The sequence below is a fragment of the Streptomyces griseoviridis genome, assembly GCF_005222485.1.
GTDB lineage: Bacteria > Actinomycetota > Actinomycetes > Streptomycetales > Streptomycetaceae > Streptomyces > Streptomyces hintoniae.
The window spans coordinates 7106335-7118258 of record NZ_CP029078.1 but is presented as its reverse complement, the minus strand read 5'-3'; the positions used below and the strand labels follow the sequence as shown (position 1 = coordinate 7118258).

The 11924-nt window shown below is 71.3% G+C and carries 8 protein-coding genes; 2 read left to right on the top strand and 6 right to left on the bottom strand.

Annotated features, from left to right (window positions below; all coding sequences use genetic code 11):
• Position 1 precedes the first annotated feature (1 nt).
• Together DDJ31_RS30840 and DDJ31_RS30835 are read left to right on the top strand one after the other, a co-directional pair.
• On the top strand, positions 2-244 hold the full coding sequence (locus DDJ31_RS30840; protein WP_240678013.1) for a helix-turn-helix domain-containing protein: 243 nt from the start codon (positions 2-4) through the stop codon (positions 242-244).
• A 53-nt stretch (positions 245-297) separates the two neighbouring features.
• On the top strand, positions 298-1503 hold the full coding sequence (locus DDJ31_RS30835) for a helix-turn-helix transcriptional regulator (protein ID WP_127177119.1): 1206 nt from the start codon (positions 298-300) through the stop codon (positions 1501-1503).
• Between the two features lie 1295 nt (positions 1504-2798).
• On the opposite strand, the gene DDJ31_RS30830 is transcribed toward DDJ31_RS30835, so the two are convergent.
• The 6 genes from DDJ31_RS30830 to DDJ31_RS30805 form a co-directional block, all read right to left on the bottom strand.
• On the bottom strand, positions 2799-3464 hold the full coding sequence (locus tag DDJ31_RS30830; RefSeq protein ID WP_127177120.1) for a fasciclin domain-containing protein: 666 nt from the start codon (positions 3462-3464) through the stop codon (positions 2799-2801).
• A 413-nt stretch (positions 3465-3877) separates the two neighbouring features.
• A complete protein-coding gene (locus DDJ31_RS30825; protein ID WP_127177121.1) occupies positions 3878-5626 on the bottom strand; it encodes an endo-1,4-beta-xylanase in 1749 nt (582 codons plus the stop codon).
• A 633-nt stretch (positions 5627-6259) separates the two neighbouring features.
• Positions 6260-7441 carry a peptidase C39 family protein gene (locus tag DDJ31_RS30820; RefSeq protein WP_127177122.1) on the bottom strand — a complete coding sequence of 394 codons (1182 nt, stop codon included), beginning with the start codon at positions 7439-7441 and terminating at the stop codon, positions 6260-6262.
• A 163-nt stretch (positions 7442-7604) separates the two neighbouring features.
• Positions 7605-9707, bottom strand: a complete 2103-nt coding sequence (locus tag DDJ31_RS30815) for an iron ABC transporter permease (protein WP_127177123.1) — start codon at positions 9705-9707, stop codon at positions 7605-7607.
• Positions 9704-10771, bottom strand: coding sequence for an iron-siderophore ABC transporter substrate-binding protein (locus DDJ31_RS30810; RefSeq protein ID WP_127177124.1), 1068 nt, complete (start codon positions 10769-10771; stop codon positions 9704-9706). The genes DDJ31_RS30815 and DDJ31_RS30810 overlap by 4 nt, the downstream gene beginning before the upstream one ends.
• Before the next feature lie 150 nt (positions 10772-10921).
• The gene (locus tag DDJ31_RS30805) at positions 10922-11785 is read right to left on the bottom strand and encodes an ABC transporter ATP-binding protein (RefSeq protein ID WP_127177125.1); all 864 of its coding nucleotides are present in this window, start codon (positions 11783-11785) and stop codon (positions 10922-10924) included.
• Between the last annotated feature and the right edge of the window lie 139 nt (positions 11786-11924).

Below are 11924 nucleotides of genomic sequence, written 5' to 3'. Positions count from 1 at the left end.
GATGCTCCTCTCGACGAACCCCGTGTCCTCGCACTTCGCGCACCCTAGGCTCAGTGCCAGCGAGCGAGGAGGGCGCGTGGTCGCAGCAGATCTCCTCATCGGGGACCGCATCAGGCTCTACCGCGGAGGCCGACGGCAGGACGCGGTCGCCGGGCTGGTCGGTATCAGCCCCGACTATCTCTCCCAGATCGAACGCGGCCTCAAGGTACCTTCGCTGCCCATTCTCCGCTCCCCCGTCCAGTAACTGGGCGTCCGTCAGCAGTACCGTGGAGTCACCACTCTCTGGCGGGGGTAGACATGAACAGCACCATCGGTGACCGCGTCAAGGATCTGCGTGAGTTCCGTGACCTCACCCAGGAGGAACTGGCCGACCGGGCCGGTGTCCACGTCGACACGATCCGCAAACTTGAGCAGAACAAACGCCAGTCGGCCCGCGTCAGTACCCTGCGCGCCCTCGCTCGTGCCCTCGATGTGCAGCTTGAGCGGCTGGTGGGACAAGCCACCGTCACCCAGGAACTCAGCGACGACGGCGGCCTGATCGCCCTGCGTGACGCCATCCAGGACATCGGCGCCCTTCCCGGCGTCCCGCCGGTCGGGGACCTGGAAGACCCGCCGTCCGAGGACGAGTGGGTCAGCGGCGTGAAGGCGGCCACCGGCCTCTACTGGAGTGGCGACTACTCCAGCCTCTCCGGGACTCTGCCCCTGTTGTTGCGCGACGGCCGCGCCGTCGCCCGGCAGGCGCCCACCACGCGGGTCTGGGCCCAACTCGGCCTCGCCTACCAGTTGGCCGCCTGTCTGTCCGCGCAGGCCGGTCACACCGACTGGGCGTACACCGCCGTCGAGAAGCAGCTCGCCGCCGCAGAGCGGGCCAGTGACCCGCTGTTGGCGGGCATGGGAGTCAGTACCCTCTCGTGGGTGCTGCTGCGCCAGGGCAGGTGGGAGCAGGCGCAGGACATCGCCGCGCGTAAGGCCGAGGATCTCGAGCCCGGGTTCCTCAGGGCGACAGGGCCTCAACTGGCCGTCTACGGCAACCTACTTACCGCCGCAGCGACGCCGGCCGCCCGCCGGGACGCGCACGACGACGCGATGACGCTGCTCCGCGCCGCCGAGGCCGCGGCGGTCCGCTCCGGTCCCGTGCGCACGTACGGCACCGCGTTCTCTGTCGTGGACGTGCGCACTCAGAAGGTGAACGTCTCGCTCGCCGGAACCGAGCCGCAGCCGGCCGCGGCACTGCGGTTCGCGAGAAAGGTGGACCTCAAGTCCATCTCCCGGCCGGTCCATTCGGCCGCTCACCGAGTGGACGTGGCGCAGGCTCAGTACCAGACCGGCGACAGCGAGGCCGCCTTGGAGACGCTGCTTGAGGTCGAGGCCGCGCAGCCGGAGTGGATTCGGTTCCAGGCGTTGGCGACGGCGACGGTCCGGGAGATGCGGGAGAGGGAGCGTCGCCGCAACCCGAAGCTGAGGGGCTTGGCGGCGCGGCTGGGAGTCGAGCCCGCCCTGTAGGACAACACGTCCCAGTCGGGGCGGAATTGGGCCCTCATGCTGATGGCGCACGTCACTGGATCGCGACGCATCGCGCACCTAGCGTGATCGTCGCGATCCAGTGACGCGTCCGCGCTCCGCAAGGGGTTGGGCGGGGCGCCGCCCCTACCAGCCCGGGGAGCCGACGTGCGCGCGGAGACCAGATATCAGCCCGGCGTCACGGATGCCCTCGCCCTACCGACCCTCGACGGCCTCGACGACGACCGTGCCGCCGGTCGGGCCTGTGTGTGGAGCGGGACGTCTCTGACGATCGAGACCGCTGTCGATCTCGGGCAGCAACGTGGCGCGCTTGGCGCCTGGTTCCCTCGCGCTTGCCGGACCTGCGTGGCCCGGCGGGCGTACCACGCGCTGACCGCGCATGCCCCGTCGTGCCCGGACTGCCGGTCGGAGGAGCGACCCGACTGTCCTCTCGGGGCCGGGCTGCGCGGCCTCGTCGCGGCGCACGCCCCGGTGCGGTACTGCTCGGCCTGCGCCCGTCAGATCGCGCCCGGCGAGCCGTACGAGACACACCTGTCGGACTCGCCCAGCGGCGCGGGCGGGGCCACCGCCTACACGCACCGGGTATGCCCTCGCGGGCGGCGACGATGACCGTCGAGAAGCCAGTGTGAAAGGTGCGGCAGGCTTCCACCCTTACTCCGTCCGGTTGTCGACGGTGAACAGGCTTACCGGGGCGTCGCCTTGGGCGACACCGATACACACCCTCCGCTGCGGGTACCGATGTCACGACCGGCGCCGCGTTCCGTCGGCCGACGAACAGGAGATCCGACGATGATCTGCGACCGCTGCTCCCGGCCGATCGCCCCCGCTGATCCGGTGACGACCATCCCAGTGGACACCCCGACCGGCGCGGTGCCCGACCTCGTCGTCCACGCGCGCCCGTGTCGACCGGACCCGGAGCGGCCAACAGCGCCGGTGCGGATCTACCGCTGACCGGAGTGGCCGACGAGGCGTGGTCTGGGGCGGTGTGGGATCGGCGGCTCCGTCAGGCGTTTTCGGTCCGCCGGGTGCGGGACTCCCGCCGTCCCGTGATCTCCAGCCAGCTCGTACTGTTGCCCGCGCCGTCCTCGGCCAGGGCGCGCTATCCGGTAATGGCGTCTGGGTAGCCAGCGGGCGAATCCGGTCGGAGACCCGGGCGGAGTCGACGAATATCAGCCCAGTGTGGTCGGCCTGTTCGCCGTCCTCCTCGCCGAGAGGCCCGACGGGGTCAATTTTCCTGCGTTCGGCGGAGGTTTCGGGGTCGTCCGTCAGGCGGCTCGTCAGCTCGTCGGCATGAGGACGCTGTCGATGATGTAGACGTTGGCGTTGGAGGTCTTGACGTTGCCGCAGACCACCTTGGCGGAGTCGTTGACGGTGTAGGACTCGCCGGAACCCGCGGTCATGACCTTCGACTTCTCCAACGTGTCGAAGGAGCCCTTCTCCAGGTCCTTCGGGGTCAGCTTCTGGCCGACGACGTGGTACGTGAGGATCTTGGTGAGCTGGGCCTTGTCGTTGAGGACCTTGTCGAGGGTGGCCTTCGGGATCTTCGCGAAGGCGTCGTTGGTCGGCGCGAACACCGTGATGTTCTGGGCGTTGTTGAGGGTGTCGACCAGGCCGGCCTTCTTCACCGCGGAGACCAAGGTCGAGAGCGCCGGGTTGTTGGAGGCGGCCGTCGCGACCGGGTCCTTGGCCATGCCGTCGAAGGAACCGGCACCGCTCTTGGGCACCGTTCCGCAGGCCGAGCCGAAGGGCGCGTCGGCCGCAGCACCGCCCGTGGCGTCGTTCATGCCGTCGTCCGACGTGGACGCGGAGGCCGAGGCCGCCGAACCCTTGTCGTCCTTCGAGGACGAGGAGTCGCTGCCGCTGTCGGAACACGCGCTCAGCGCGAACGGAAGAACGGTGGCGGCGGCCAGGACGACAGCGGTACGGCGCATGCGGGTGCTCATATTCATACTCCTGCGAGTCGAGGAATCGGAACTGTGACGGCGCCGAGAAGCGGTGGTGCCGTGAATTGATCACGGCATGCTGAATTACTCCTCGTGGGACGGTGTCGGCGGCTCCCCCGCGGTCGCCGCGCGCCTTCCCTCACGTGGGGAATCCGGATCAGGTGGGCTGCGGGATTGGTGCGGATTCCCATCTCGGCGAACTTTTTTCCCGACCAATCCGTGGGTGCCGCGGCTACGGATATTCGGGGTCAGAATTGAGCGAGCGGCGGCGTACTGGTCCTCGTTCAGAAGCCGTGCCTGGTCCTTGTATGACGAGCGGTGTGGGCTTTCGATGCGGGCCAGGGGAAGGCTCCGGGCCCGGAGGCGCCACGAGAGGTCTGGTCAGGCAGTGGGGTCGGCGATGCCTGGATTCCTCACGTCTCGTCAAAGACCTCGAGCAGGCGCTCGTACGCCGGCTTCGGCCGCAGGGCCGCGTCCCACGGCAGGGAATCGGCCGTGCGCGGAGGATAGACCTTGGTGTCGGCGGTGGAACCGTACCGGTCGGTGAATCCCCAGGTGGAGAACGACGTGCAGTTCGGCTCCTCCAGGCAGACCCGCAGCTTGCCCGCCATCTCGTCGGCCTGGGCCTGCCGCCCGTCCTCCTCGTCCTCACCTATGGGGACGTCCATCTCCGACACCCGCGCCTGAACGCCGAGTTCCGCCAGATCCCGCACATGGCTCCGGAAGGTCTCCGGGTCGATGCGGTCTTCGGGTGCGTACTCATGGTTCTGGAAACCCACGCCGTCGATCGGTACGCCGCGTTCCTTGAGCCGCTCGACCAAAGCGTAAAGGGCGTCCCACCGGTCGCCCTCCTCCTCGACCCCGTACTCGTTGAGGAACAGCCGTGCCTTCGGATCGGCCCGGTGGGCGGCCCTGAACGCCTCGTCGATGTACTCCTCGCCCATGGCCTCGAACCACGGGCTCTGCTCGGAGCGCAGACCGAGATCCCCGTTGGTGTAGCTTTCCTCGTCGTCGGACATGGGCTCGTTGACCACATCCCATTCCGCGACCTTCCCCTTGAAGTGCCCGGCGACCGTGGCGATGTGCCGGAGCATGGTCCGGCGCACCTCCCCGGGGTCGTCGTCCTCCCGCATCCAGTCGGGCAGAGCCTCGTGCCAGACGAGGGTGTGCGCGTGCACCTTCATGCCGTTCGCGCGGGCGAAGCGTACGAGTAGGTCCGCGTCGCGGAAGTCGTAGACGCCCCGGCGTGGGTGGAGGAACTGCGGCTTGAACGCGTTCTCCGGAGTGAGCATGGAGAACTGGCTTCCCGCGAGCGCCCGGTAGCGCGAGTCGGTGAGGAGCGGGTTCTCGGCCAGGGCGGTGCCGACGTCGAACGGCCGCCCCACGTCTGCGGCCCGCGCACGCAACGAGTCATCGGACCGCTCCTGGCGTAGCTGGGGCGCCTTGATCACCCGGAGCGCGTCACCGCTCTCCGCCCGTGCGGTCAGTTGCGTCAGACGCCATCCCTCGCGGCGCTCGTCCTCGTCCTCACCCGCGTCCGCCTCCAGACCGAACCAGACGGTGCCCTCGGCGAACACCCCCGGGTCCCGCACGGTTCCCAGCCGCCGGCCGTCGGCTTCTACGCGGAATGTGTCACCGATGCTCGACACCGCGAGGGTCACCGTCCCGGAGCAGCCGCAGTCGAAATCCTTGGAGGTGGCGGGCTCATCGCTCTCGCCGTCCCATATCTGTACCCTCACTTGTCCTTCGGCGGTCACGCCGACGCGGAGTGAGGGCCGCTCCTGCCGCCACTCGTCGTAGATGACCGGTACCCGTCCGTACAGCCGCAGCCATGAGTCGCCGTCATCGTCGCCCACACCGGACATGCGCGCGGTGACGGTGAAGTCGCCATCGGACCTGAGATGCGGGCCGGCCAGGTTCAGCGGGGGGTTGGGCTGGCCGCCGGAGGAGTCCTGCTCCACGATGTGCCGATCCAATGCGCTGACTCGCAGGGATTCGTTGCGCGTGGTGGTGCCCGGCATCTGCGTCCAGTCGTGGTTCCGCAGCAGGTTTTCGTCGTGTCCGCCGCCCGCGTCTTCGCCCCGCCCCGTACACCCGGCCGCCACCGCCATGACGAGCGCAACGGCGGTCAGTCGCTGCCACGTCCCCCCACCAAGGTCCACGGTCCCTCACATTCTCTTGTTCGAGACGCGATCAACGTCTTGAATCCGGGCCATAGTTCATCACGCGGGAGGTACGGCGGCCTTGTGCGGTCCGTCCCAGCCCGGGTGGCGGGCGGGGCCGGACCGTTGCGGCCTGCGCGGGCGACGCCGGCCGCACCTCGGGCCGACCTTCCGGGGAGAGCGTCACGAGAAGGGACGCTCAGGCCCATGCCTGCGGTCTCCTGTGGTTGACTCAGCGAGCGGCGACGCTCCGCATCAGACCGCCAACCTGATTCTGCGAGACCCCGACGCAACTGAATGAAAATCCGCAGCACCTGACCTAACCCAGCAGCTCAGCAAGCGTCGGCCCCGCGCGAGCGGGGGTGTTCCGTAGACCAGTCCGTCACGGGCGGGCGCGGCATCGTCGGCCCCGCGCGAGCGGGGGTGTTCCTGGAGGGGAGATCGTCCGGCGCCAGGGGCGGGCGTCGGCCCCGCGCGAGCGGGGGTGTTCCGTGGGCGGACAACGCGACTGAGGGGATCGGCATGTCGGCCCCGCGCGAGCGGGGGTGTTCCGAGACCCTGCGACGGCTGCCGCAGAGGACCGGAGTCGGCCCCGCGCGAGCGGGGAAGTTCCCACTCCACTCAGCCCCCAGATCACCCCCGCCCCATCACCACCGCCCCCCGGACCCCCTCCTCCCCCACTCTCGACATTCCGTCCAGCGACTCGTCAGGTACCGGCAGCAAGTGGGCGTCCACCCACGTGTCCCCCGTCTTCGGGTTGGACCACGGGTCCTCGATCACGATGGCTCCCGGTACCGTCCCGTGGCACGCCACCCAGTGCGGTACCTCGAAGCCCTGCATCGCGGCCAGTGAGATCAGCAGCAGCACATGGTCCCGTCGCTCAAGCGCGCCGCGGATCGTCTCGATCGTGAGGTGGCCGGGGTCGATCGGGACGCCGAGGCGGTCGGCGTCCGCGCGGGACGCTCGTTGGAGTACCGCGCGCCACTCCCGTTCGTTCTCCTGGAGATGGTCGAGCAGGACGGGCCGGTCCGTGTCCAGGTGGATCGTCACCGGGGACGACGGCCAATTCCGGCGTACCGCGACCCCCAGGCCGACCGGCTCGCACGCCGGGAAGTTGGTCGCCTCCCGCCACAGCGTCAGCTCGGCCTGCCGGTCGAACTCCGCTCGTGACAGCGCCCCCGCGTGCGCCCGCGCGACCAGGGCCGTCACGGCGCCGCAGGTGAAGTGCGTCGTCTGCCCGTAGTACGGCGGCGGCGCGGAGGGCGGAGCCTCGGTCAGCCAGAGGACGTGCCCCGTGTCCGGGCCGGCCAACGGCTCCCCCTCACCCTCCTCCTCCCGCGCCTGCCTCTCTTCCTGTCCCTCCCCCTCTTCCCGCGCCTGACCCCACTCTCCCGCCCGACCCAGCGGCCTGCTCAGCTCGGTGAACCCCGCGGCCGCCGCCGTCTCCGTGCTCGCCGTCCAGCCCTCCCACTTGACCTGTGCCAAGCCCCGGCCCCGCGCGTACGCCACGACCGCTTCGACGGCCGCCGGTACGTCGCCGACCGCGTCGACGATCTTCAGGTACGCCGTCTCCGGGCGTGCCGTCACCAGTGCCGCCGCGGTCCAGTCCGTGCCGTCGTTGCCCGGGACCGCGACGATCCGCGGGGCGTGGGCCGAGCGGTCGGCCGCTCGCCAGCGTTCCAGCACCTCGGCCGGTGCGATCCGGCTCAGCGCGGCGTCCTGCTCGCCCGGCTCGAAGGGGGCGACGACAACGCCGTCACCGTCATTTTCGTCAATTCCCGATCCGGTCACGGGGGTTGGTCGGTGAGAAGTCATCCTGTGCTCCTGACGTGCGGAATGAGAGGAAGGAGGTGCGGGAGGGGACGGAGGGTGGGGAGGGGCTGGGGAGTCGCCTCCCGCCCCGCACCCCCTCAACTCCCCCGCACCCCCCGCACCCCCCTCAACTCCCCCGCACCCCCCGCACCCCCTCAACTCCTCCTCACGCCCGCGACTGTCGCAGCACCCAGACGAAATACGGTGCCCCGACCAGCGCGATCATGAGGCCCGCCGGTAGTTGGGCCGGGGCCACCAGGGTGCGGCCCAGCGTGTCCGCCACGCAGACCAGGATGCCGCCCAGCAGCATCGCCACCGGGATCGCGCGGCCGTGTCTCGCTCCCACCAGGGATCTCGCGAGGTGGGGGGCGACCAGGCCCACGAAGCCGACCACGCCCACGGCGATCACGCTGAGCGCGGCCAGTACCGCGGCGATCGCCAGCGCCGCGAACCGCGTGCGTTCCAGGCGGACGCCGACGATGCGCGGGGTGTCCTCGTCGACCGCGAGCAGGTCGAGCCGTTCGCGCATCGCGAGCAGCACGGGCAGCGCGAGCGCCAGGGCCACCGCGACCGGTACGACGTCGGAGAAGGTGCGCCCGTAGGTCGTGCCGGAGAGCCAGGTGAAGATCCGGGGCGTGTTGTACGGGTCGGCGCGCAGCAGCAGGAAGGTGGTGATGGAGCTGAGGCCGTACCCGCAGCCGATGCCGATCAGCACGAACCGGTCGGGCAGGAAGCCGCCGCGCCAGGCCAGCAGGGCGATCAGTCCGAAGGTGGCGAGGCCCGCGGTGACCGCGACCGCGATGAGCAGCGGCCGTCCGCCGGAGAGGCCCGAGGTGACGACGCTCGCCGCGCCGAGTCCCGCGCCCGCCGTGATGCCGAGGACGCCCGGTTCCGCGAGCGGGTTGCGTACCGCGCCCTGCACGACGCAGCCGGCCAGTCCGAGTGCCGCGCCCGCGAGGACCGCGGCGGCCACGCGCGGGACCCGGTCGTCGAGTGCCTGGCCGATCAGGTCGGGGGCGCCGCCCTGGAGCCAGAGCGCGATGTCCCCCGTCCGCAGCCAGAGGCTCCCCGCCAGGACGGCGACGAGGACCGCCCCCGCGAGGAGCGCCGCCGCGCCGAGGACGACGAGGAGGAAGCCGCGGTGGGTGCGGGTCGCGACCCGGGTGTGCGGTGGCTGCCTGAGTCGGCCGGTGTCGCGCAGGCGGAGCGCGAGGACCACGATCACGACGGAGCCGAGCAGCGCGGTCGGCACGCCGGTGGGGATGGAGGCCGCTCCGTCCGCGCCCTGCACGGCGCGCAGCGTCGCGTCCGCGAGCAGGATGAGCAGCGCGCCGAGCAGCCCCGCCGCCGGGATCAGGAGCAGGTGGCGGTTAAGTGCCCTGACCCGGCCCGCGATCAGGCGGGCCAGGACGGGGGCGCCGAGGCCGACGAAGGAGATCGGGCCCGCGAGGGTCACCGCCGTGCTGGTGAGGAGGACCGCGCAGATCACGGCGGCCACCCGGGTGGTGCGGATCGGCACGCCCAGGGTGGACGCGGCGTCGTCGCCGAGGTTCATCACGTCGAGCCTGCGCGACAGCGCGAGCGCGACGCACAGCACCAGCGCCACCAGCGGGAAGGCGCGGATCGACGCGTCGATGTTGAGCTGCGCGAGCGAGCCGCTGCCCCAGGCGAAGAGGCCGGTGGTGTTCTGGCCGAAGAGGATGAGGAGCATGCCGGTGACGGCGTCGAGCGCCATCGCCGTCGCCGATCCGGCGAGGATGAGGCGGGTGCCCGCGGTGCCCGCCGCCCGGCCGGTGAGGAGCAGCACGAGCCCCGCCGCGATCAGGCCGCCGGCGAACGCGACGGCGCCCGACGCCCACAGCGGTACGGCGATGCCGAAGGCCGCGACGAGCGTGAGCGTGAGGTAGGCGCCGGCCGTGACGGCGAGGGTGTCGGGGGAGGCGAGCGCGTTGTGCGTGACGGACTGCAGGAGGGTGCCCGCGCAGCCGAGGGCGAAGCCGACCGCCACGCCCGCGAAGAGGCGTGGCAGGCGGGAGCCGGTGAGGATCTCGCCGACCGGCGCCGTGTCGCCGGTGTCCCGGCCGGCGAGGTGGCGCAGCAGGTCGCCGACGCCGACGCCCGACGTCCCCTGGGTCAGGTGCCACATGCCCACCAGGACGGTGGCGATGAGCAGGGCGGCGAGGACGGCCACCCCGGTGGAGGCGCTGCCGCCGCGTTCGGCCTGCGGCAGCGCGCTCTCCCGGGGTGTCGCTGTCTGCGGTGCGCTCACTTCTTGTCGAGTACGTCGACGTAGGCGTCGATCGCCTGCTCGCAGGAGCGCGGGCCGCCCGCACCCCACACCCGGGCCGGGAAGGCGTGCGCGCGGCCTTCCTTGACGGCGGGGATGGTCTTCCAGATCGGGTTCTTCGCGAGCGCGGCGACATAGCCGCCCGCGCCTTCGTCGTTGGCGTAGAAGAGGTTGGCGTCGCCGACGGCGGTGAGTCCCTCGACGTCGGTCTGCGCGAGGCCGTAGGCGGGGTCGACTCCGCCGTCACCGTGCGCCTTGTTGACGGCGTCGGTCCACGCGGGCTTCATGCCGAGCTGCTCGCCTATCTCGGTGAACAGGGCGCCCTTGCCGTAGGGGCGGACGGTGAGGTTGCCGCCCTGCAGCCAGCCGTCGAAGAACAGGAAGTCCTTGGTGGGCAGGTCGGCGTCGGTGACCTGCTTCTTGGCCGTGGCGAGGTGGTCGTCGAACTCCTTGAGGACCTGGTCGGCGCGCTCGGTGCGGCCGGTCGCCTTGCCGATCATGCTGAACACCTCGCGCATGTTCCCGATCGGGTCGGCCGGGTACGCGCCCCGGGTGGCCATCACGGGGACGCCCCGCTTCTCCAGCTTCTTGATGGTCTCGTCGTCCTTCTTGAACGCCTCGACGACGATGAGGTCGGGCTTGGCCGCGTAGAGGGTGTCGAGGTCGGGCTCCTCGCGGGTGCCGATGTCGGTGACGCCGCTGGGCAGCTTCTCGGCGCTCACCCAGGTGCTGTACCCCTTGGCGTCGGAGACGGCGGTGGGGGTGACGCAGAGCGTCAGCGCGTCCTCGACCTGCTGCCACTCCAGGACGGCGATCCGCTTGGCGGGCTTGTCGAGCTTGACCTCGCGGCCGACGCCGTCCTTGAAGGAGACGGGCGCCGTGGAGGTGGTCGTGGTGTCGGCGGCGCAGTCCTTCGACGCGGGCGACGCGCTGGCGCTGCTGCCGGCGTCGTCGGCCTTGTCGACGGTGGTCGTGCCGCAGGCCGTCGCGGCGAGGACGACGAGCCCTGCGGAGGCTGACGCCGCCAGGCGATGGGCACGGTTCATGGAGGGCCTCTTTCTCACGTTCTTCGGGTGCTTCGGTGGTGCGAGTGCTGCGGTCGTGCGCGTTCCGTCGGCTCGGCATGACGTGACCGGGCTTCGGCGGGCCGAGCGTCCGACGGCGTCGGCGGGCGTTCGTGGTGTTCCGGGGGCCGCTCAGGCGGAGTGGCGGCCGATGGGGTCGATGCGGAGGCGGCCGGTGCGGGGGTCGACGGCGACCTCGACGCGGATGTCGTAGACCTCGCCGATGTTCTCCGCGGTGAGGACGTCGACGGGGCTGCCCGCCGCGTGGACGCGCCCGGAGCGCATCAGGACGAGCGTGTCGGCGACGCGGGACGCCTGGTCGAGGTCGTGCAGCACGATCCCGACGGCGATGCCGTGCTCCTCGACGAGATCGCGCACCAGGTCGAGCGTCTCGATCTGGTAGCGCAGGTCGAGGTGGTTGGTGGGTTCGTCCAGGAGTACGACGCCGGTGTCCTGGGCGAGGCAGGCGGCGAGCCAGACGCGCTGCATCTCCCCGCCGGAGAGTTCGCCGACCGGCCTGCCCGCCATGTCGCGGACGCCGGTGACGCCCATGGCGCGGTCGACGGCGGCCCGGTCCTCGGCGGTCGGCCCGCCGAAGCCGCGCCGGTAGGGGTGGCGTCCGAACGCGACGACCTCCGCGACCGTCAGCCCCTGGGGTGCGGGCCTCGACTGGGAGAACAGCGTGACCTCGCGGGCGAACTGGCGGGCGTTGAGCAGGGCCGCGTCCCGCCCGCCCGGCCCGTCGGGGGCGCCGAGGGTGACCCGGCCGCCGTCCACCCGGTGCAGTCGCGACAGTGCGCGCAGCAGCGTGGACTTGCCGCTGCCGTTGGGTCCCACCAGGGCGGTGGCGCGGCCGGGTTCCAGGGCGATCGAGACGCCGTGGACGACGGGCTTGCCGCCGTACCGCAACACCAGGCCGTGCCCGCTCAGGGCGCCCGCGGGCGGGGCGGGGTCGGCCGCGGCGCGTTCGGCGCGCCGGGAGGTGCTTGTGAACATCGGTGGTTCCGGAGGGTCGCAGGGGCAGGGGCCGCGGCACCCTCCGTCCGGCCGTCACCGGCCGGGCCGCAGGCTCTTTCGCGCACGGCAGGACCGCACCCGGCGAGCAACAACTAAGGGTTACCTAACTCGGTGAAGG

Coding starts and splice junctions, on each gene's coding strand:
- DDJ31_RS30840 (WP_240678013.1), top strand. CDS start 2: ATGCTCCTCTCGACGAACCCCGTGTCCTCGCACTTCGCGCACCCTAGG.
- DDJ31_RS30835 (WP_127177119.1), top strand. CDS start 298: ATGAACAGCACCATCGGTGACCGCGTCAAGGATCTGCGTGAGTTCCGT.
- DDJ31_RS30830 (WP_127177120.1), bottom strand. CDS start 3,464: ATGAGCACCCGCATGCGCCGTACCGCTGTCGTCCTGGCCGCCGCCACC.
- DDJ31_RS30820 (WP_127177122.1), bottom strand. CDS start 7,441: ATGACTTCTCACCGACCAACCCCCGTGACCGGATCGGGAATTGACGAA.
- DDJ31_RS30810 (WP_127177124.1), bottom strand. CDS start 10,771: ATGAACCGTGCCCATCGCCTGGCGGCGTCAGCCTCCGCAGGGCTCGTC.
- DDJ31_RS30805 (WP_127177125.1), bottom strand. CDS start 11,785: ATGTTCACAAGCACCTCCCGGCGCGCCGAACGCGCCGCGGCCGACCCC.